Source organism: Flavobacterium cupreum (assembly GCF_003996965.1).
In the GTDB taxonomy this organism is placed as follows: Bacteria; Bacteroidota; Bacteroidia; order Flavobacteriales; family Flavobacteriaceae; genus Flavobacterium; species Flavobacterium cupreum.
The window spans coordinates 99,753-121,092 of record NZ_QWDM01000018.1 but is presented as its reverse complement, the minus strand read 5'-3'; the positions used below and the strand labels follow the sequence as shown (position 1 = coordinate 121,092).

19 protein-coding genes are annotated in these 21,340 nt (G+C 30.4%); 15 read left to right on the top strand and 4 right to left on the bottom strand.

All coding sequences use genetic code 11. The annotated features are described in order from the left end of the window. The first annotated feature begins 337 nt into the window (after positions 1-337). The 4 genes from D0817_RS21550 to D0817_RS21535 all read left to right on the top strand — a co-directional run bounded on the left by D0817_RS21550 (position 338) and on the right by D0817_RS21535 (position 4,396). Positions 338-541 (top strand): hypothetical protein, encoded by a 204-nt coding sequence (locus D0817_RS21550; protein WP_127340416.1) that lies wholly within the window; start codon positions 338-340, stop codon positions 539-541. A gap of 94 nt (positions 542-635) precedes the next feature. Next, positions 636-2,648, top strand: coding sequence for a tetratricopeptide repeat-containing sensor histidine kinase (locus tag D0817_RS21545; protein WP_127340415.1), 2,013 nt, complete (start codon positions 636-638; stop codon positions 2,646-2,648). A gap of 610 nt (positions 2,649-3,258) precedes the next feature. Further along, entirely contained in the window at positions 3,259-3,633 is a 375-nt protein-coding gene (locus D0817_RS21540) for an ATP-binding cassette domain-containing protein (protein ID WP_238160925.1), read from the top strand. A 10-nt stretch (positions 3,634-3,643) separates the two neighbouring features. Continuing rightward, on the top strand, positions 3,644-4,396 hold the full coding sequence (locus D0817_RS21535) for an HlyD family secretion protein (RefSeq protein ID WP_127340414.1): 753 nt from the start codon (positions 3,644-3,646) through the stop codon (positions 4,394-4,396). A 392-nt stretch (positions 4,397-4,788) separates the two neighbouring features. Here D0817_RS21535 and D0817_RS21530 read toward each other — a convergent pair whose 3' ends face one another. Beyond that, entirely contained in the window at positions 4,789-5,457 is a 669-nt protein-coding gene (locus D0817_RS21530) for a response regulator (RefSeq protein ID WP_127340413.1), read from the bottom strand. A 224-nt stretch (positions 5,458-5,681) separates the two neighbouring features. On the opposite strand from D0817_RS21530, the gene D0817_RS21525 reads away from it, so the two are divergent. The 8 genes from D0817_RS21525 (at position 5,682) to D0817_RS21490 (ending at position 16,708) form a co-directional block, all read left to right on the top strand. Continuing rightward, positions 5,682-7,697 carry a tetratricopeptide repeat-containing sensor histidine kinase gene (locus D0817_RS21525; protein ID WP_238160924.1) on the top strand — a complete coding sequence of 672 codons (2,016 nt, stop codon included), beginning with the start codon at positions 5,682-5,684 and terminating at the stop codon, positions 7,695-7,697. 244 nt (positions 7,698-7,941) lie between these two features. Continuing rightward, positions 7,942-9,690 (top strand): CocE/NonD family hydrolase, encoded by a 1,749-nt coding sequence (locus tag D0817_RS21520; protein WP_127340411.1) that lies wholly within the window; start codon positions 7,942-7,944, stop codon positions 9,688-9,690. 178 nt (positions 9,691-9,868) lie between these two features. Then, on the top strand, positions 9,869-10,909 hold the full coding sequence (locus D0817_RS21515; RefSeq protein ID WP_127340410.1) for a serine hydrolase domain-containing protein: 1,041 nt from the start codon (positions 9,869-9,871) through the stop codon (positions 10,907-10,909). Positions 10,910-10,917: 8 nt separating this feature from the next. Continuing rightward, positions 10,918-11,844, top strand: coding sequence for an alpha/beta fold hydrolase (locus D0817_RS21510; protein WP_127340409.1), 927 nt, complete (start codon positions 10,918-10,920; stop codon positions 11,842-11,844). Positions 11,845-11,907: 63 nt separating this feature from the next. Continuing rightward, positions 11,908-13,014, top strand: a complete 1,107-nt coding sequence (locus tag D0817_RS21505) for a serine hydrolase domain-containing protein (RefSeq protein WP_127340408.1) — start codon at positions 11,908-11,910, stop codon at positions 13,012-13,014. Between the two features lie 5 nt (positions 13,015-13,019). After that, positions 13,020-14,072: a serine hydrolase domain-containing protein gene (locus D0817_RS21500; RefSeq protein WP_167470964.1), complete on the top strand. Its 1,053-nt coding sequence runs from the start codon at positions 13,020-13,022 to the stop codon at positions 14,070-14,072. Positions 14,073-14,080: 8 nt separating this feature from the next. Continuing rightward, positions 14,081-15,130, top strand: coding sequence for a serine hydrolase domain-containing protein (locus tag D0817_RS21495; protein ID WP_127340407.1), 1,050 nt, complete (start codon positions 14,081-14,083; stop codon positions 15,128-15,130). A 114-nt stretch (positions 15,131-15,244) separates the two neighbouring features. Beyond that, entirely contained in the window at positions 15,245-16,708 is a 1,464-nt protein-coding gene (locus D0817_RS21490) for a serine hydrolase domain-containing protein (protein WP_127340406.1), read from the top strand. A 607-nt stretch (positions 16,709-17,315) separates the two neighbouring features. Here the strand turns inward: D0817_RS21490 and D0817_RS21485 are convergent. Then, positions 17,316-17,639 carry a nuclear transport factor 2 family protein gene (locus D0817_RS21485; protein ID WP_127340405.1) on the bottom strand — a complete coding sequence of 108 codons (324 nt, stop codon included), beginning with the start codon at positions 17,637-17,639 and terminating at the stop codon, positions 17,316-17,318. Between the two features lie 21 nt (positions 17,640-17,660). Then, complete coding sequence (locus D0817_RS21480; RefSeq protein ID WP_127340404.1) at positions 17,661-18,443, bottom strand: SDR family oxidoreductase; 783 nt, start codon at positions 18,441-18,443, stop codon at positions 17,661-17,663. A 135-nt stretch (positions 18,444-18,578) separates the two neighbouring features. Here D0817_RS21480 and D0817_RS21475 point away from each other — a divergent pair, with 135 nt between their 5' ends. Continuing rightward, positions 18,579-18,935: a winged helix-turn-helix transcriptional regulator gene (locus D0817_RS21475; protein WP_127340403.1), complete on the top strand. Its 357-nt coding sequence runs from the start codon at positions 18,579-18,581 to the stop codon at positions 18,933-18,935. A gap of 435 nt (positions 18,936-19,370) precedes the next feature. Here the strand turns inward: D0817_RS21475 and D0817_RS21470 are convergent, their stop codons facing one another. Next, positions 19,371-19,829: an SRPBCC family protein gene (locus D0817_RS21470; RefSeq protein WP_127340402.1), complete on the bottom strand. Its 459-nt coding sequence runs from the start codon at positions 19,827-19,829 to the stop codon at positions 19,371-19,373. Positions 19,830-20,181: 352 nt separating this feature from the next. On the opposite strand from D0817_RS21470, the gene D0817_RS21465 reads away from it, so the two are divergent. Together D0817_RS21465 and D0817_RS21460 are read left to right on the top strand one after the other, a co-directional pair. Then, entirely contained in the window at positions 20,182-20,541 is a 360-nt protein-coding gene (locus D0817_RS21465) for a VOC family protein (protein ID WP_127340401.1), read from the top strand. A gap of 142 nt (positions 20,542-20,683) precedes the next feature. Beyond that, positions 20,684-21,145: a MarR family winged helix-turn-helix transcriptional regulator gene (locus D0817_RS21460; RefSeq protein WP_127340400.1), complete on the top strand. Its 462-nt coding sequence runs from the start codon at positions 20,684-20,686 to the stop codon at positions 21,143-21,145. Positions 21,146-21,340: the final 195 nt, after the last annotated feature.

Below are 21,340 nucleotides of genomic sequence, written 5' to 3'. Positions count from 1 at the left end.
TCGCTATAAGAACTTATTTCAACACTTCCTGCCGTTTAAAACATAAAGTTTCACCCTTTAGAATTCCAATGAAACTATCAGAATAGCCTAGTTCACTATAACCTTCTAAAATTCGAAAAATCAATACTTTTTTAACTGTTAATTTGTACCGATTTCAATTGATAAATCAACAGAGGCTTCTAAAATTAGTGTTGAGAATGAGGGAACATTGCATTAAAAATCAATGTCATGCTCAATACCAGATAACGGCTAATTCCCAGCTTTTTCTACAAAAAATGACAACTGCATTTTGCAAGGTTGCCACATAAACTATTTCCTAATTTTTAAACCATTTTTAATGAAAAAGCTATTATTTATGTTTGGCTGTATGGCCATTTTTGTTATTATTTCTTCTTGTTCTGTTGACAGTATGGAAGATGTTAAAAAAATCAATGCAGAAAATCAAAATCAATTCTCCCGTACAGCCATCGATAGCTTGTCAACAGGTACAATTAACACTTTAGATTACGGAGATAACGATAAAGATAAAGTAAAAGATTAAAAATTATAATAATGAATCAGGCAACACGTTTTAAAAACGGATTGTCTGGTTTTTAATCTTTATTTTTGATGAGATTTATAAATTTTATTAAAAATTGAAAACAAAATTAAAAATAATTGTGCTAACTACTTTCTTGTTACTGATCGTGTCTTGTCAGAGAAAGAAATTTGAATATGGGAATAAAAAAGATATTTCAAAGCTTATAGAGAACATTGAAGATGAATCATTTAATGACAATTTAAAGGAAAAATATTTGGATACTTTGTGTGATAAGCTGCAGAGTCTCCAAAATGATTCTGTAACAAGAAATTTATGCTTTAAAGTTGCAGTCAAATATTACGATCTTAATTTACTAGATAAGTATCTAAATGTAACTAGAAATATTTACCAATTATCTGTTAAGGGTAACGATAGCTCCCATATATCGAAATCTCTTTATTATATGGGTGATTATTATGACGATAAAACACAATTGGATAGTGCATTCTATTATTATGCAAAATCTGAAAAATTATACAAAAGCATTAAAGATACTTTAAATATAGGCAGAACAGCACTATATAAGGCGGGGATATTATATGATGCTGGAAACTTTACTGAAAGTGAAATCGAAGTAGTAACAGCTTTGAGATTCCTTTCTAAAACTAATAATACAAGATTGACTTATGAGTGCTATAATTTATTAGGACTTTCGGTAGAAGAAATAAACAATTATAAAAAATCCTTACAATATTTTGAGTTAGCTCTAAAACAACTGGACAAACTGGACAGTGAAGGTTATTCTAAAGAAAGAGTGATTAAATCTAGAACGTCCATTTACAATAATATGGGTGGAGTTTATAAGAAAATGGAAGATTATAAGAGGGCGATTCTTTTATACAAAGCAGGATTACAAACGAAGGATTTAAAACAAAATCAGCCAAAGCTATATGCAATGTTGCTAAACAATCTGGCTTATTCTGAAATGAAATCCGGTAGCAACAGAGGAATAAAGGAAATGTTTTTTGAATCATTAAGAATTCGAGATAGTCTTCAAATAAAACAGGGTATTATATCGAGTAAAATAGCAATTGGGGAGTATTATCTCTACAAGAAAGACACCCTCAAAGCTCTAAAATTTATTAAAGAAGGATACGTTTTGTCAAAAAAAATAAAAAGCAATTACGATATTCTTAATTCATTGAAATTATTAACAGAGAATGACACTAAAAATAAAACCTATTTTGCCAATTTATATTTCAAAGTTAATGACAGCATACATGCAGTAGAAAGGACGACCCGTAACAAATTTGCTCGAATTGCCTATGAAACGGATCAGTTAGAAGAAAAAAATGAAGTATTAACAAGGCGCAACACTTATATAATTATTGCGTCAATCGTATTCTTTACCCTCTTGGTGGCTATCTTCTTTGTATACAGGCTTAAGTCAAAAAACAAGGAGTTGCTCTTTACACAGGAACAGCAAAAAGCAAATGAAAAAATTTATCAATTAATGTTAAAACAACAATCAAAGACCGAAGAAGCTCGCAAGGAAGAGAGAGACCGTATCGCAATGGAATTACACGATGGTATAGTGAATAGTATTTTTACGACTCGTTTTAATTTAATTCAACTCGAACCAAACCAAACCTATAAAAAAGAGCAATTGGTAAAAGAACTTGAGAAGGCAGAAAATGAAATACGAAAAGTTTCTCATGACTTAACACAAAACCTACTTTTTGAAGACAAAAATTTACCTGAAATAATAACCCATTTAGTAGAACCCCAACAGAATCATTTCAACACAAAATTTGATCTAACAATCGACAAATACATTAACTGGTCGATGGTTTCAACTGATAGCAAAATACATATTTACCGTATAATTCAAGAAGGTATACAAAATATAAATAAGTATTCAAGAGCTGAAAAATGCTATGTAATGCTTCTAAAAACAGGTGACAAAATAACAATCCGAATTTGGGATAACGGTATTGGTTTTAACGTTGAAAAGGTAAAACAGGGTATTGGTTTGAAAAACATCAATGAGAGAACTAAAGCACTGAATGGAGAATTGAAAATTACTTCAAGCACAGGAAACGGAACTACAATAGAAATTATCTTCTAAACTTGATTCTTTTTTTAATTCTAAACAAAGTTGCCTCCATAAAAATATTCGATAAGTTGCCTCTTATATCATTAAAATTAAGCAAAAAAAAAAAAGATGCTTCACAGTATCTTTTCCTTTCACCCTTAAACAAATTATTTATTTCTATTTCTCCAACTACCATTATAATGCCTGTTCCTCAAAAACTCATAAAATCTCCCTCTCAAATAAAGACCTATAAACCACACGACAACTCCCCCTACTATCACATAACATATCTCAAATATAGAACGCTTGTATACAATTCCTTGTAAGAGCAAACCAAAAACTACTTTATTGACAATTCTTTCTCCCGAATTAATAAGTATTCCTTATCGCTGCAAAACAAAAAAGATGCTTCGCAGCATGTTACTTATTTATATCTTTTATTTTTAATCATTTGTCAACTTCTTCAACTCGTTTGAAAAACTCAAATATTGGCACTTTATAATATTCACACAATTCATAAAGAGTACTGACAGCCATACCCTGGGTTACCATTCAATACATTGTAGCACAATTGAATTTACCATTGGGGAATTTTGTCACATTTGTAAAAACTTAGCAAGATGCTAAAATAAGTTTGGAGAGATTGTCTCAGGTTCATTGCAAAGAAGATGAGGATGATTCTTCATTGCATAAAGTAAGTGAACTTTCTGAAAACAAAACCATTGAGATTAAAGATTTATCTTATCGATATGGAGGCAAATCAACCCCTTTTGTTTTGAAAGATCTAAATTGCAGTATTCCAGAAGGTAAAACAAAACCCACAATGGGAGCAAGTGGAAGTGGAAAAACTACTTTAATGACATTATTATTAAAGTATTATGAGCCAACAAAATGTAGTATTTCGATTGGGGGGATTGAATTAAACCATATTAATAATGATTTTTGGCGTTCAAATTGTGGTGCGGTAATGCAAGATACTTTTATGTTTGACGATACAATTGCAAGTAATATTTCGTAATCTGAGCAAAATGAAATCATTGATAGAGAAAAACTTAACAATGCTGCTTTTGTTGCAAAAAGAAGATGTTAAACGTTATGAAAGTTTATTTAATAAGGGTGTGATTTCAGCCCAGGATTTTGATAATAAAAAACTCGGCTATCTCCAGGCAGAAAAAAATTATAGAAATTTATTGAGTACTATTTCACAATTAAAATCAACTTTGATTGAAAATAATAAAAACATTAAAAGCACAAAAATTAACGGAACCAAGGAAGAAATCAATTTGGAAAGTAATAAAACACAAGCATTTTATCAGTTGAAAAAAGTAATAAAAGATTGGGAATTAGCATATGTATTGCAATCTTCTGTTACTGGGAAAGTATCTTTTTTACAAATATGGACAGCTAACCAAACTATTATATCTGGTGATGCTTTTTTTGCAGTGATTCCCACTTTAGAAAAAGGATATATTGGAAAGCTCAAAGCACCCGCACTTAATTCAGGAAAAATAAAAATTGGTCAAGAGGTAAATATTCGATTGACTAATTTTCCCGACAGCCAATATGGAATGTTGAATGGTAAAATCAAAAATATATCATTAACACCCGATAAAGACGGAAATTTGTGGATTGATGTCAGTTTGCCAAAAACTTTATTAACCTCATATAAGAAGAGAATAACATTTCAACAAGTGATGTCTGGAAGTGCTGAAATTATTACAGAAGATTTAAGACTTACCGAAAGATTGATATATCAGTTTAGGGATGTTTTTAGAAGGTAATTTACTAAATAAAATCTCAAATTTTAATATATTTAAGGTTTTGTAGTTAATTTATTTGTCAATTGATTTTATTAGATTTTTAGCGCCTATTTAACAATACTTATCGACTTTGAACTTTTTACAACTTAATCATTTAATTTACTAATTATGACTTGATATTAAAATTTTGAAAATTACATTAATAAATTTCTAAGTAATTGAACTAAAAGTTTTAAGTCTATATATTACATATTTTACATTTCATCAGATAATATTGAGAATTTTATTCTTATGTATTTTCCATCACTTTAGACCTTCAAAAAAGGTTAAAATAGGTATAAGGTGTTCAACTGTATCCCCTGACAGCCCACATAAGACAGATAACGCCAATGGAAGACATTGGCGTTATTTTTTTACAATAAACCTATTTTTTTAGCTTTCGCTATTAATTCACTATCATTTCCTTTTGTGGATAATAATTGATTTTTTATACTCGCTTTTCTTTTTTCTATAGCACTCATCGATAGAGGAATATAATTGGGTAAATTTATATTCTTGATTCCTTGAGAGAGCAATACTAGAATTTGACTGTCGTGTTCGTCCCAATTAATATTTTGCTTCAATAATTCTCGTTGCGATTTTATAATTTCGGCACTGTAAAATTTTTCCCCTTGAATAATTTTATTGCAAATCGTTGGGAATATTTCGAAATTAATATCGCTTTTTGAAATAAAACCTTCAGGATTAATTTTTTTAATAATTGAATCAATAATAGAAGATTCAGTATGCATTGTAAGAAGTGTAATTTTACAGTTTGGATGCATTTTTCTAATACAAAAAGCTAAATCTTTACCACTATTAATTTTTAAATCTGGATAAGGAGGAAGATTAATATCCAGAAGAGCAAAATCGATATTCTTACCTTCTGCAAAAAGGATTTTTATTTTTTTATAGGCGTCTTCACAGTTATAACTTTTTATGAAGTTTACATTATTTTTATGTAAATTACTATCAGACAATAAACTAACATAACTATCAACTGTCATAGGATGATCGTCAACTATTAAAATATTATAATCCATTTTTTGTATATTCAGATTTGAACGAAATTATAAAAATATTACGTTGTAACTATAATAAGTGAACCCTTTTATTTATTTTATTCTGTGAAATAATACTTTAAATTCATAGAAGGTATTTGATAATTCACTTCTTTTAAAATATAATATTGTCCTGCAATTTAAAAAATGAATTAGACTTCTTTGTTTCAATATAGTATATTTGATATCTATTAATACTATCAATTTTGATTAATTCTCAACGCATTTTTTTCTGCTTACTTACATTATTATTTATTTCCTGCACTAAGGATAATTTATCAATTTATGAGCAAAAGGATCAAGCTATGTTTGATAAAAGTTATATAGATAAGTTACATAATAGCAAAAAAGAAGCCTATTTAGATTCGATTGTAGCACTATTAAAATTTAGAAAGAATGACTCGATTACAAGAAAAGATTATCTAAAAGTTTCTTCTGAGTTTTATTATTTAAATAATTACAAAAAATCTTTAAAAACAAGTTTGGAAACTTTGAAATTATCTAAAGAAGCAAATGATAAAAATACAACACCAACAGCTCTTTATTATATTGGGGATTGTTACCAAAACTCAAAAAAAGACAGTGCTTTTTTTTATTATCTAAAAGCAGAAAAATTATATTACAGTAATCACGACTATGAAAATGTTGCAAGAATGCTATTTAACAAAGCTTATGTTTTATTTTATGATGGAAATTATTTAGAGTGCCAAACACAACTTTCTAAAGCATTGAAATATCTCCGAAAATCAAAAAAAATTGATTTAATTTATTGTTGTAATATATTGATGGGAAATTGTTTAGAAAAGCTAACCTATTACGATTCAGCATTAAAATATCACAAGTTTGCGCTTGCCAATATAACAGAAATGAAAGCCAATCATTATGATACAGCGTTAATAAACTATTACAATATAAGTTCTCTTGTTAACATTTGTAACCTGTACGATTTAAAAAAAGAATATTCAAAGTCAATTGAAATACTCAAGAAACTTCCATCTGAAGATTTAAGAAAAAAATCGCCTGAATTGTACGCAAAGGTTGTTTCGAACTTAGCCTATTCTAAAATGAAAGATGGCGATTTTAGGAATGTTAAATCCATGTTTTTAGAATCTTTAAAAATAGCAGATAGTATTGGCAATGAATCCGAGATTCTCTATCGAAAATTGAGGTTAGGCGAATATTTTTTACTACAAAAAGACACAATAAACTCCATGTTTTATTTATTGAAAGCTAAAAAATTAGCAATTAAAATTCAGAACAATAATGAAATTTTATCTAGCTTAGAATTGCTTCAAAAGGCAGATAGTAAAAATGGTTTGCGCTATGCGAATGAATACATTAGAATTAGCGATAGTCTTAATTTGATTCAGAAGAAAAGTTACGACAAGTATGCCAGAATAGAATATGAAACTTCAAGAGTTGAGAATGAAAATGCAGATTTAAGTAAAAAGAATTTTATCATTTTAATCGTTTCATTCGTACTGATTTTATTTTTTGTCTCTGTCATTTTCTGGAGATCTTTCAAGCATAAAAATAGGGAACTCCGTTTATTAAAAATGCAACAGAACGCTAATGATGATTTACATCATTTAATGTCTGAACAGCAAGACGAAATTAATTTAGCCAAGCAGACTGAAAAGATTAAAATATCCAAAGAATTACATGACGGTATTATGAATAAAATATATGCTGTCAGAATGAATTTAGGTGTTTTGAATTCCAAAACAAGTCAAGAAACTATAGAAAAAAGGAGAGATTTTATTTTCGAATTGCAAAATATTGAAAATGAAATCAGAGATATTTCACATGCTTTAAATCATAAGTCTTTCTTTGATAAAAATGATTTTGATTCTCTTATTTTAAATTTGATAAAGCATCAAGAAAATATAAGCGCTGTCAAATTTAAATACAGCCGAGATGAAAATATAAATTGGAGTGATTTTCAAAATATTTTCAGAATTAATTTATATAGGATTATTCAAGAAGCAATTTTGAATGTAAATAAACATTCAAATGCTAGCGAATGCGAAATACAAATTTTTCAATCTGATGCCATTATGAATTTATTTATTACTGATAATGGTGATGGTTTTGAAGAAGATGTCCAAAAAAAAGGAATTGGATTGACTAATATTAGTGAGAGAGTTAATTTGCTAAAAGGGAAATTAGAAATCGAATCTAAAAAAGGAAAAGGAACTAAAATAAAAATTGTATTCCATTAAACACTAACAATTATTAAGCCTTTTTATAATTACAAAATTGAATGGATTACGATTGAATGTTCAGAAAACCGTAATTTTTAGGTCAAAAGTCCGTAAAATAGATTTTAAGTAGATGCTTATTTTTGTGAAAATTAATATTATAATAAGGAATAGTACAAGTTACTTGCGTACAGAAGTAAGTTAACTGCAAGCCTAATGCAACGGACTCTAAAAACCGAAAGAGTAAAAAACAGAAACAATATTAATGAAAACATTTTTGAACTTTATAATTCTAATTCTGGCAGTTTACAACTTGTCAGCACAACAAACGGTAAAAGCAAAATCGGAAAATTTAAATAGTATCTATAACATTCAAGATAGTATTTCCGTAAAAGCAAGAGATGGTGCAACATTATCTTTAATAGTCGGAAGAAAAAAAGGTGATGAAAATCCTCTACCAGTAATACTTCAATCCACTATTTATGTTAGAGATAAAGGAAGAGATATTGCATCATTAAAAAAATCTGTAGACCAAGGTTATATTGGAGTCATTATGTATGCAAGAGGAAAAAGATTTAGTCCAGATGAAATATTACCATACGAAAATGACGGAAATGACACTTATGATGTTATTGACTGGATTAGTAAACAAAAATGGTGTAATGGAAGTGTTGGAATGTATGGTGGTAGTTACAATGGATTTACACAATGGGCAGTTTGCAAAACTCTTCATCCTGCACTTAAAACAATTGTACCTTATGTAGCAGCAAGACCAGGACAAGGTTTACCTGTAGAAAACAATATTTTTGTAAATCCAAATTACGAATGGTCATTTTACGTTGGCAACAATAAATATTTAGATACAGTGTCAGGAAACGATAGACAACGCTTTAGGAAAATGCAAAATAAATGGTGGGAAACAGGAGTTGCCTATAAGAAATTGGACAGTATAGATGGCGTTCCTAATAAATGGTTTCAACGATGGATAACTCATCCATCTTTCGATAGTTATTGGCAAAAAATGACACCTTATAAAAAGGATTTTGCTCAAATAAAAATACCCATTTTAGCTTTTGACGGCTATTATAATGATGGACAAAGCTCTGGTCTTTATTATTTAAGAGAACTTCAAAAATATAGCCCTGAAACTCCAGCCTATCTTGTTATTGGGCCTTACGGACATTTTGGTACACAAAACGGTGGAGAAGCTATTTTGTATGAATATAAAGTTGATGCTGTTGCATTATTCGATATTAATAAAATCACATACCAATGGTTTGATTACATTTTAAAAAACGGAACTAAACCAGAAATTTTAAAAGACAGAATAAATTATGAGGTAATGGGTAGAAATGAATGGTGTAGTGCACCATCAATTGATAAAATGAGTAACGATTTTCTAACTCTCTATCTAACCAATAACAAGTTAGATAAATTTTATTCTTTGAGTTCAAAAAAACCTACTAAAAAAGGTTATTTAACACAAGAAGTTGATTTTGCAAATAGAGAAATAACCAATAATGATTATTATCCAGAACCAATCATTCGCAAAGAAATTGACACAAGTAATGGATTTAATTTCATAAGCGAGCCTTTAAAAGAACCAATACTAATAAACGGCTCTTTTTTAGGCGAAATTAAAGCAAGTATCAACAAACTTGATATGGATATCGGCGTTACATTATATGAAGTAATGCCAAATGGTGAATATTTTCATCTATCCTATTTTATTGGACGTGCAAGTTACTCAAATGATATTACTCAAAGAAAATTGTTGAAGCCACATGTTATTGAAACTATTTCTTTCTCGAATACACATTTAGTAAGTAAACAATTAAATAAAGGCAGTAGATTATTAATTTATCTAAATGTAAATAAAAATCCATTTTCAGAATTGAATTACGGAACTGGAAAAACAGTAACCGAAGAAACGATAAAAGATGCAAAAATCCCACTTAAAATTAAATGGTATAATGATAGTTTTGTGAAAATTCCAATTCTGAAATCCCAATAACGAAAAACGCCCGCCTTTTGCCGAGAGTGAGCTTTTAGGATTAATTTGAAGATGGTTTTTTACTTAGATTATTTGTTTTTAATGGAAAAGCCTCAATTCTCTAATCACAAACCTCGCCATTCACCAAGACATTGTGTGTTTGCCGAAGTTTAAAATAAAAACAAATAATTTTTTAAAAATGAAAAAAATAAATTTAGTCATCATTCTATTTTTATCAATAAACATGTTTGCGCAACAAAATGATAACTACAGCGCAAAAATTGACAGTTTAATTAAAAACACTAATCCACGGAGTTTCAATGGTGTTGTTTTGATTCAACTAGATGGGAAAGTGAAATATTCAAAAGCATTTGGTTATACAGACTTTAATAAAAAAACACCTTTAAAAATTACAGACCATTTTTCTACAATGTCCATCGCTAAGCAAATTACAGCAACGCTTATTTTGCAACAAGCCGAAAAAGGGACGATTGATTTAAATATACCAATCCGTAATTATTTACCTGATTTAAAATACAATTGGGCTGATACAATTACTATTTATCAGTTGCTAAACCATACGTCTGGATTGGATAGTGAAAATCTAGACAAACCATTAAAATTTGTATCAGGAACAGCTTTTAGTTATTCTAATGTTGGATATTATTTGGCTGGGAAAATTCTTGAAAAACAAAGTCATAAAAGCTATCAGGAATTAGTAACAGCTCTATTCAAAAAATGTGAGATGAAGAATAGTTATTATCCCACACAAAGTAATAGTACTTTTTTGACCAAAGGACACACGATAAAAAAAGATGGAACTTTTAAACTAAATGAACATTCTTATTTTACACCTGAAGAATATTTTGCTAGCCATTTAATCGTTACCGCTCCTGATTTGGCAAAATGGGATGAATGTTTGCATAATGGAAAATTGCTTAAATCGGCAACTTATAAAATGATGACTAATTATTCGATAACGAATGTGCATCCATTATTTGGTAAAAAACCAATAGGTTATGGATATGGTTTGCGAATAAATGACAAAGACAGCATCAATGAAATTGGACACACCGGTTTTCATCCCCGTGAAGGATTTACTGCCGTAAACTTATATTATCCAAAAACAAAAACTAGTGTGATTGTGATGGAAAATCAAGCCAATGAAAATTTTGATATTGCTTATTATTTTGAACAAGAAATAAGAGCCATTGTAAAACAAACCAACCTTCTTAAATAGTATTTTAAATGACGAAAATATATTTACTCATCTTTTATATTATCAATTCGTTGTTAAGTAACGCTCAGACAAATACCATTTATTCAAAAGGGTATGGACAAAGTGGAAATCCTACCATAATTTTTATCCACGGAGGACCGAGAGGAAATTCTACACTTTTTGAAGGAACAACTGCCGAGAAATTAGCAGAAAAAGGATTTTATGTAATTGTTTATGACAGACGTGGTGAAGGTCGTTCGATTGACACAACTGCCACTTTTACTTATCAAGAAGCAATTAATGATTTGAATGAGCTTTACAAACAATACAACATCAAAAAAGCAACTCTAATTGCACACAGTTTTGGAGGTTTAGTCGGAACATTATTTACCGAACAAAACCCTGAAAAAGTAAATTCTTTAATTCTTGCAGGGGCATTATTTTCTCAACAAGATACGTACAACCACATTTTAGAGTCAACCAAAAAAATCTATCAAGACAAAAAGGATATTTTAATGCTTTCAAAAGTGAACGAAATAGAGAAATTAAATAAGAATTCTGCAGATTATAGAAAACAATGTTATGAACTCGCTAGCAAAAATAATTATTTTAAAATGCCATTTCCTACTATTGAATCCAATAAAATTTGGAAAATGTATGAATTAAGCCAGTTTAATAAAAACAACATCAGAAATGACAAAGCACCACTATTATTTTATAAAAATGAAAGTAAAAATAATATCGACACCAAACCTATTTTAAAACAACTGGAAAAACGAGTGAAGTTGTTTGCAATTTATGGGAAACAAGACAACATATTTTCAGAAAAACAATTAAATGATATGAAGAATATCGTTAAAAAAGAGAACTTCAAAATTATTGATAATTGTTCGCATTATTTATTTGTTGATCAACAACAGATTTTTATTAGCACTATTGAAAAATGGATTAAATAAAACTAGTTCCAGAATCCGTTGTGCTTAAGCTTAAATGTAAATTAAATTTTAAATAATGCAGATATGACAAAATTGTTATCTTTTATTTTTATATTTTTTTCCGTCTATATTTTTGGGCAGAACCATTCCGAAATAGACAATTTTGTCTACCATACTATGGATACGGTTGCATCATCTTTTTTAAAAAACTCAGGAGCTAATTCTTTTTCAATAACAATTGTCAAAAACAAAAAAACCTATATCAAACACTATGGAGAGTTGGATAAAGGAAAAGGTAACATGGCAACCAATCATACAATTTTTGAAATAGGTTCTACTACTAAAGTCTTTACAGGAACCTTGATGGCTAATGCTGTATTGGATAATAAAATCGAATTAGAGGAAGATATCAGAAAATATTTGAATGGAAATTTTCTTAATTTAGAATTTCAAGGCCAACCAATAAAAATCAAAGATTTGTTAGTTCATAGAAGTGGAATACAGGTTCCTTTTCCTTCTACCAAAGAAATAAGAGAAAAATATCCTGCAGATCGTTTTCTTTTTTATAAGAATAGACTCGATCTAGCCTATACTAAAAAATATTTTTTATCTGATCTACGAAATGTAAAAGTAGATTCACTTCCAGGAACTGGTTTTAAATATGGTGCTTTAGGACCTGAATTATGCGCTTATATTTTAGAAAATGTATATAAGGAGAATTATGAAGAACTCTTGGAACAGAAAATCTTTAAAAAGCTAGGAATGCAATCTACAAAGCTTCGCTTAGAAAATAATGAGATACTCGCCAATGGATATAATGTAAAGGGTGAAGTTATGGAACCTTTAACAATAAGTATATGGGGAGCATCAAAATTTTTAAAGTCAACAATGGAGGATCTAAGCAAGTATATAAATTTTGAATTAAATTCAAATAATAAGGTTGTTGTTGAATCTCATAGAAAAGTATATCCAAACGTAGATATGGGATATTTTTGGGATATTTTAAAAGATGAAAAGGGCAATACAAACTACATAAAAGACGGTGGTTCAAACGGAACATCCAATATCCTTAAAATTTTGCCAGAATATAATTTGGGAATGATAATTATTACCAATCAAAATGATAAAAATACAGGTTCAAATTTGGAAGCTGCGATAAATAAATTAGAAACAGCTTTAAAACAAAATTAAAAAACATGAAACATTCTAAATGTCTTATCTTAAATTTTGCAATTATGGTACTTTTTGCGAGTAATTTATTCGCTCAAACAAAAAAGATAAATCAAATTGATTCTCTGATGAAATGGTCCAGTAAAATTGGAGTTTTTAATGGAAATGTTCTTGTTTCAAAAAACAATAAAATACTCTATAACGCTTCATTCGGATTTACGGATGCAACAAAAACGAATAAATTAACTACTGATTATAGATTTAATATTGGTTCCATTACAAAAGAATTTAGTGCTGTTGCTTTGTTGCAATTGCAGGAACAAGGAAAATTACAATTGGATGATACCGTTTCTAAATTTATTCCTGAATTACCCAAATGGGCAAATGAGGTTACCATTAGAGATTTATTGCAATATACAAGTGGAATACCTAATGTAAATTGGAAAAAAATTAAAAATGATAAAGACCTTTTTGATGGTTTAAAACAAATAGACACTCTAGACTTTAAACCTGGTACTAAATACGATTACAACAACAATAACATTTTCTTGAGGCACTTTATCATTGAAAGATTAACGGGAATGTCTTATAAATTATATGTAGAGAAATTCATTTTTGAACCTTGCAAAATGAATACAGCTATTATGACACCTTTTGAAAATGAAAAAAATATAGCAAAAGGATTCAATAATGATTTTGTTCAGGATAAAACGGATCTGCCAATAACAGGCGGGACTTACTTATCAACTGTTGATTTGTTACAATGGACAAATTGTCTCCATTCTAAAAAAATGATTAATGCAGCATCACTTTTTGAAATTGGTCAACAATTTAAAATAGAGGAAATGCAATCAGCTTTGGGAAAAGCTGAATATAAAGATAAAAATCTGATTGCCCATTCACACGACGGAAGAGCGGGAAATTATGAAGCAATTTTGGTTTCGGATATTGATGAAAAAATTACTATAATTTTATTAGGCAACAACTATAATCGAAAAGTGTTTGAAATATCGGATGCAATTATCGCCATTTTGAAAAATCAAAAATACAGCCTTCCAAATAATCAAAATAAAAAATAACATATAAAATGACATTAAAATTAATCGCTTTTTTATTATTTATTTCAGGAAATCTATTTTCGCAAGAAATCGATAAAGAGAAATTTGATAATTATATAAATTATATTGAAAGTAACAATGGAGGAATTGGTAGTATATCCATTTTTAAAGATGGAAAAGAAGTTTACAATCGAAGTTTCGGACAAAGAAAATTGATAAATGTAAACTACAATGAAGATACCAAATATCAAATTGCTTCGGTAACTAAAATGATTACGGCTATTTTAATTTTTAAATTAGTTGAAGATGGCAGATTAAATTTGGAAACTAAATTATCTGATTTTTATCCTGAAATACCAAATTCAAAAAAGATAACCATAAAGAATTTATTAGAACACACGAGCGGATTAGGTAATTTCGCTATCAGAAATAGTGCTATTTGGGTTATGGAAAAAGCAAGTGAAGAAGATATTTTTGAAGAAATAAAAAAGCAAGGTGTAAGTTTTGAACCAAATGAAAAAGTTGTTTATTCAAATTCCGCATATATATTGTTGCGAATGATTCTTGAAAAAAAATATAACAAAGAGTATCATAAAATAGTCATTCAAAAAATAACGAAACCTCTTAATCTCAAGAATTTTGCTTCGATAAAATCAAATCCTACCAACACATTTAAATCTTATAAATTTATTGAAAATTGGAGTGAAATTAAAGACATAGAATACACAAACGTAATTGGTGTTGGAGATATAGCAAGTACAACAAAGGATTTAAACATTTTTATTACAAGTTTGTTCGAATATAAGATTCTAAAAAAAGAAACTTTAGAATTAATGAAACCTATAATAGGAAAAGAAGATTGGGGAAGAGGATTAGCATTATTCAAATATGATGAAAATTTATTTTTTGGGCATAGTGGCGATGTACTTGGTTCTCATTCTCGACTTATTTATAATCCCAAAGACAAAATAGCTATAGCATATTGTACAAACGGAGAAAGAATTCCCAGCAATATCTTAATAGAAAATTTAGTAAGTATTCTTTACAACAAACAATTTAATCTGCCTGAAATAAAATAATAAACGATGAAATACTTACTTAAACAAGAAATAGTTTCAATCAATCAAAATGAGTAAAAATGAAAAACATGCACTTTAGTTTAACCGTATGCTTAAATAAAACAAAAACAAATTATGTTAAAATTCACTCTATTACTATCCATCATAATAATTCAATCATTTACAAGCTGTATTGCACAAAGTAATACTAAAATAATAAATGAATCAAATACTGAAATTGACCAATACATATCTCAAATACAAGAGAGGTATGAAATTCCAGGTATTTCACTGGCAATTGTAAAAAACAGGAAAATTATTCACAGGAATAATTACGGAAAAGCAAGTGTCGAACAGAATGTTGCTGTGTCTGATAAATCTATTTTTAGGATTTATTCTTTAACAAAAATAATTATTGCAACTGGTGTTTTTCAGCTTATTGAGCAGAATAAATTATCGTTAGAAGACTTCGTTTCAAAATACATTCAAGGCTTGCCAAATTCTTGGAATTCTTTGCAAATTAAACATTTACTCACACATTCTTCCGGACTTCCGGATATCGTTGAATATGAGCGATTACCCGAAAATGAAGCTCAGGAAAAAGTTTTTAAGGATACTATCCGTTTTAATAAAGGAGAAAAATTCGAGTATAATCAAACTAATTTTTGGCTTCTTCAGAAAATTATTGAAAAACTGAGTGGACAAGACATTGAAAAATTTATTGCAAAAAATCAATTTGATAGTCAAATAGCAAATAAAAACATTTTTTTCTCTACAGATTCCAGAGATATTATATTAAATAGGACTCCACTATATTCTTATTACAACACAGGCCATTTGCAAATAGATTATCCTAATAATGGGAATTATCTAAATAGTTGTAATGGTATAAATATTTCTATGGATGAATTTATATTTTGGGATAAACGATTCAATGATAATAAACTGATTAATAGTAAATCCAAAGAGAAAATGTGGGAAACATTTCCATATACAAAATCGGATAAAAAATTCGCATTAGGTTGGGATGAAACTATAGTTAATGGTCATATTTCATTTGGTTTTTCAGGTGGACGGGTTACTGCTTACCGAAATTTTCCTAAAGATAATTTAAGCATCATTTTTTTAGCAAATGGCATTGGAAATAGTTTTGATATAGAAAATATAGTTAATCATATTGCATATCTAGTTGATAATGATATTGTAGACTATAATTCTTTGGCCTATGAATCGCTACTCAAAACAGCACAAAGCAATATATCAGATTTTAAAAAAGTATTTACTACTTTAAAAAATAATCCTAAATATTCTGATGTTGATTTTGAACAGCAATTGAATTCTATTGGATATTCTTTTTTAACTCAGAATAAAAAAAACAGTGATGCAATTACCATATTTATTTTAAACACAGAAGAATATCCTAAATCAAATAATGCCTTTGACAGCTTAGGAGAAGCGTATGAAGTAAATAAAGATTTAAAAAATGCGATATTAAATTATAACAAATCAATGGAATTAAGTACAGATGAAATTTATCGTTCAAAAATTGATAAAAAAATAAAAGAGTTAAAAACTATTACAAACACTTTTATAAAATGAAGGCGAAATCTCAAAAGCAATGCTAAATTTTGAAAACACTTTTTATAAAAATACATTAAGAGAAATAGGACTTGGTCTTCAAATAGAACGAATTAAGGAAGATGTTTTCTTCTTTAAAACTGGAGATACATGGAGACGCTCTTTAATTCTTGCCTATGATAAAAAATTCAATTAGGGAATGGTTATCTTGATAAACCAAAGTAACTCTAAATTAATTGGAAAATTGTTTAATACAAATTATGACCAAGTCTTGATGAAAAAAGGTTTTCTAAATACTTTGGTTAAAAAATAAGGATTTGAATCAACACAAAAACTATTTTAAGTTATCAAAAAAATTCAAAATAGGGATAAGGTGTTCGACTGTGAACCCTGACAGCCCACCAAGAAACTCCTTAAGAAATTAAGGAGTTTTTTTATTTCTACAACTTTTATTAGTGATCCCCAAATTGGATCAAGAACAAAACCGGGAAAAAATATTAAAATAAAGATTAGATGAGCTGTTTCGGAACACGCTATCATTGCCCACAGAAGACAAATAAAGCCATTGGATTCCAATGGCTTTGTCGTTTAAATAACGTATCGTAAACAGTCACCCGCTCTTCTATGTTTAATCTGTTACTTTTAAATGCTGAATTTGCCCATCAACAATATCAAAGTGAAATTTTAGCGCGATAGGACTTCCCGGAAATGTTCCTGAACATTCTGCAGTTAAGATGCTTGTCGTACCGTTTTCGGTATATTCCAGTGGTTTCATTACTGATTGGTAATTCTTGTTTGAGTGATCGATCCAATGCTCTATTTCAAGTCTTCCGTTATGCGTTTTACCTTCGTCAAACACTACGGCAGTTTCTGAAAACAAATTGGCATAAGCCACGGCGTCAAATTCGTTCTGTGCTTTAATCAAGTCTGTTAATACTTTTGGTAAGTTCATTGTTATTATTTTTAAAGATTATTAAATTGTCGGTACAGTACCGCCATCGATTACATATTCAGTTCCTGATAAATAACTGGCTCTCGGAGAAACAAGAAAACCAACCAATTCAGCTACTTCTTCCGGCTCAGCAGGTCTGCCGTATGGTATTCCGCCCAATGCTTGCATTACACCCTGCTGTGCTTCTTCTACAGTGCTATTGGCGTTTCTTGCAATCTCAGCCAGCCAGGCTTTAGATGCTCCCGTATTGATCCATCCGGGAGAAACAGTCAGCACCCGGACACCTTTAGGCGAAACTTCATTCGATAAACTTTTACTATAGTTTCTTAATCCTGCTTTTGCAGCTGCATAAGGCAAAGTGGAGTCATACAGTGGCAGTATTCCCTGGATAGAAGCTATATGAATAATAACTCCGTTTTTTCGATCTATCATTTGAGGTAAAAACCCTCTGTCCAGTCGAACCGGAGCAAGCAAATTAGCCTGTAGTGTTGATTCCCAATCTTCATCAGATAATGCAGTAAAGCCACCGGCAGGTGTTGTTGAAGAACCGAGATTGTTCACCAAAATATCAAGCCTTCCGTAAGCCGACAGTACTTCGCTGACAACTTTTTGTGTTCCTTCTGCTTTACTCAAGTCGGACGGAATGAAATGCAGCTTGCTGTTTTCTTTTTCCGGTGCGTTTCTTGCGGCAATAATTACCGTTGCACCCGCTTGCAGCAGCCTTTCTGCAATTGCTCTTCCGGCTCCTTTTGTCCCTCCTGTTACTAAGGCAACCTTCCCTGATAATTCATTTTGATAATCCATGTTATATGTATTTTAATTTTCTATTGTACAAATCTCGGAAGTATGTTACTTCCTCACAAGTACGGAGTTACGATTCATATAGGGATAAATTATTCCCCTATTGTACATGTAGGAACATAGGATTACTTTTGTAATATGTATGAAAGAAAAACAATACCCAATTTAAACTGCGGGCTTGACCTGATAGGTGAAGTGCTTTATGGCAAATGGAAGATACGTTTGCTTTGGTTTATCAATGAAGGCCATAAAAGGCCAAGTGAATTGCAGCGGAAAATACCGGATGCATCACGCAGGGTTTTAAATATTCAGCTGAAGGAATTAGAGGAACATGAACTTGTTTCAAAAATTATTTACCCTGTCGTGCCCCCTAAAGTCGAATATAGTCTGACAGATTTTGGAAAAACACTAATTCCTGTAATTTCAGCTATTGGGAATTGGGGAGATGAGCATGAAGAACGTTTACGATTGCTCATTTTAAAACGTTTAGATTAAAATTAAGATGTAGAAAAAGCTAATCCTCATTTTTTTACACCTGCAGTTAACTTTTTTTGTATTGCTACAGAATCAGAATTGCGATAAATGTTCGATTGTAATCTCTGACTGCCCACAAAGAAGCTCCTTAAGAAAATACAAATTTTTTGTGGAAAGTTTAGGGATCATGGGGATCAATCCCAAAACTCTCTGGAGAGTAGAAAAAAATTACCCCAGAGAACGCTAAGTTTTTTACTCGCGCTTTTATAAAATACAAAGTTCGCAAAGCGTTCTATTGAATTAGCTTTGCGAACTTTGCGTTATAATCGCATGTTAGATAAAAATCTTTGCGTGCTTTGCGGTAAAAAATTAGTGGTGTGTTTATTTATATATGCTTTTCCTCAACATTTTCATCACAACAACTCATAGAGCCTTTTTAAGATCTTCCTGAAAGTGTTATTTTTCACAAATTTCTTTCAGCTTATCCAGTGCGTTTGGGTAAGTATGGTTCATATAATCTACAAAATCTTCTGTAGTATCCAGGTCAACGGTAACCTCAGTACTTTTGTTGTTATCTTCAAACGTATAATTTTCAAATCCGTTTGCCCACTTTTCCACTTCTGGTCCTTCTGTAATTTCCTTGTCTGCTTTTAAAAGGCCATAATGCTGAATCGAAACAAATTGGTTCGGAATGTTTTCAACAATTCTGGAAACCATACCTCCCTTTTCTCCTTTCTCATCTACTCCAATAAACAGAATTTTATTTCCCTTGTCCCAAGTTCCTTCGTAGGTCGAAGTCGGGTTGAACAAAGCGGTCCATTGCTCATAAGTTGATTTGTTGGTAATGCCCAGCATACGATCATATACCGTGGTCACCGGAGCATTAATACTTATTTTGAATTGTAGCTTTTTCATACTATTAAATATTTTAAATTAATTTTTCAGTTCGTTACTTTCGGTTACATATTTTTAGTTGACTTACAACCAGTTATTTAAATTTAGTTACTAATATAAGAAATATTTTACATTCATTTATTGCCATTTTTAGAATGATAGACTAACCGCAAGGATCGCTAAGATTAATACGCAAAGTTCACAAAGTTTTAAAACTAAGCCTTGCGTACTTCGCGCTTTTTTGCTTAGCGAACATTGCGGTTAATAACATACAGCAAGTTAAAAAATAACCAAAAAAATAAAAAAAGCAAAATGACTTGCATATTGTTGTCGTGTATACTATATTTGCGACAACAATTTAAATTTATTATATATGAGAGCATTAACTTTTGCATCACTACAAGTGAAAAATCTGGAAGCATCAAAAGACTTCTATGAAAAAAAATTAGGATTTGAGATTGGCGACACCAATCCGCAGGCTTGTATTTTCAAGTACAATCAGGGACAGGCAAGTTTTGCTATTCGTACACCACTCGAACCCATTGAAGGAAAAGAACTGGGCATTGGCGTAGCACTTTGGTTTGCCGTTGATGAAAACGTAGACGATCTGAAAGAGAAATTTAGTGTAAACGGAGTCACCACCACCGGGCCAATTATAGAAACACCTTTCGGAAGAGCATTCCACGTGAAAGATCTGGACGGCTATAAACTTACTTTTCTGGAGGCCAAATAAAAGTAAATTGTTTATTAATTTTAGAAACAGATTCCCGAAGAAACAATTTCATTATCGAAGCAACTAAAGGTTCTGATGGCTATCTTTGACATTCATAAACACGATTTTGATTTAATACTGACACAAATGCTTCAACATCATTATGCCTAAAGAAATTAATTTTCATTTTAAAAGTCCAAAAGATAGTCCGGGTTATTTGCTGGGACAGCTCACCATGCTTTGGCAGCGTAAACAAAAGAAAGTTTTAGATCCGTTAGATCTGACACAGACGCAATTTGTATTATTAGCCGCTTTAGGCTGGCTTTCCAAAAACAGCAATGCCGTAACGCAAATTGACATTGCCAACCAGAGTAATTTCGACAGAATGATGGTCTCAAAAGTATTGCGAACACTGGAAGAAAAAGGCTTCGTAACACGACAGGAACATGAAACGGACACAAGGGCAAAGACCATTCGGCTAACAGATACCGGAGAAGCCGTTTTGCAAAAAGCAATCATTGAGATCGAAAATGCCGACCTTGATTTCTTTTCTTCCTTAAACGAAAATCTTTCCTCGTTCAATTCTAATATGGTAAAACTTATTGATACCAATAAGACTGAATAAAAAATGTAAGGGATCAAATCTTCGATTCTAATCCCGACAGCCGCAAAGTCCGCAACGCTTACATGAAGCCTTGCGGACTTCGCGCTTCTAACGTTGCGAACCTTGCGGTCAAAAAAGATACGTCACAAAATCACAAACCTCCGCACCGCATTCCACAAAGCTTTCCACGAACGCAAGCGCCCATAACTTCTAAAA

Coding starts and splice junctions, on each gene's coding strand:
- D0817_RS21550 (WP_127340416.1), top strand. CDS start 338: ATGAAAAAGCTATTATTTATGTTTGGCTGTATGGCCATTTTTGTTATT.
- D0817_RS21535 (WP_127340414.1), top strand. CDS start 3,644: ATGAAATCATTGATAGAGAAAAACTTAACAATGCTGCTTTTGTTGCAA.
- D0817_RS21530 (WP_127340413.1), bottom strand. CDS start 5,457: ATGGATTATAATATTTTAATAGTTGACGATCATCCTATGACAGTTGAT.
- D0817_RS21520 (WP_127340411.1), top strand. CDS start 7,942: ATGAAAACATTTTTGAACTTTATAATTCTAATTCTGGCAGTTTACAAC.
- D0817_RS21515 (WP_127340410.1), top strand. CDS start 9,869: ATGAAAAAAATAAATTTAGTCATCATTCTATTTTTATCAATAAACATG.
- D0817_RS21510 (WP_127340409.1), top strand. CDS start 10,918: ATGACGAAAATATATTTACTCATCTTTTATATTATCAATTCGTTGTTA.
- D0817_RS21505 (WP_127340408.1), top strand. CDS start 11,908: ATGACAAAATTGTTATCTTTTATTTTTATATTTTTTTCCGTCTATATT.
- D0817_RS21500 (WP_167470964.1), top strand. CDS start 13,020: ATGAAACATTCTAAATGTCTTATCTTAAATTTTGCAATTATGGTACTT.
- D0817_RS21495 (WP_127340407.1), top strand. CDS start 14,081: ATGACATTAAAATTAATCGCTTTTTTATTATTTATTTCAGGAAATCTA.
- D0817_RS21490 (WP_127340406.1), top strand. CDS start 15,245: ATGTTAAAATTCACTCTATTACTATCCATCATAATAATTCAATCATTT.
- D0817_RS21485 (WP_127340405.1), bottom strand. CDS start 17,639: ATGAACTTACCAAAAGTATTAACAGACTTGATTAAAGCACAGAACGAA.
- D0817_RS21480 (WP_127340404.1), bottom strand. CDS start 18,443: ATGGATTATCAAAATGAATTATCAGGGAAGGTTGCCTTAGTAACAGGA.
- D0817_RS21475 (WP_127340403.1), top strand. CDS start 18,579: ATGTATGAAAGAAAAACAATACCCAATTTAAACTGCGGGCTTGACCTG.
- D0817_RS21470 (WP_127340402.1), bottom strand. CDS start 19,829: ATGAAAAAGCTACAATTCAAAATAAGTATTAATGCTCCGGTGACCACG.
- D0817_RS21465 (WP_127340401.1), top strand. CDS start 20,182: ATGAGAGCATTAACTTTTGCATCACTACAAGTGAAAAATCTGGAAGCA.
- D0817_RS21460 (WP_127340400.1), top strand. CDS start 20,684: ATGCCTAAAGAAATTAATTTTCATTTTAAAAGTCCAAAAGATAGTCCG.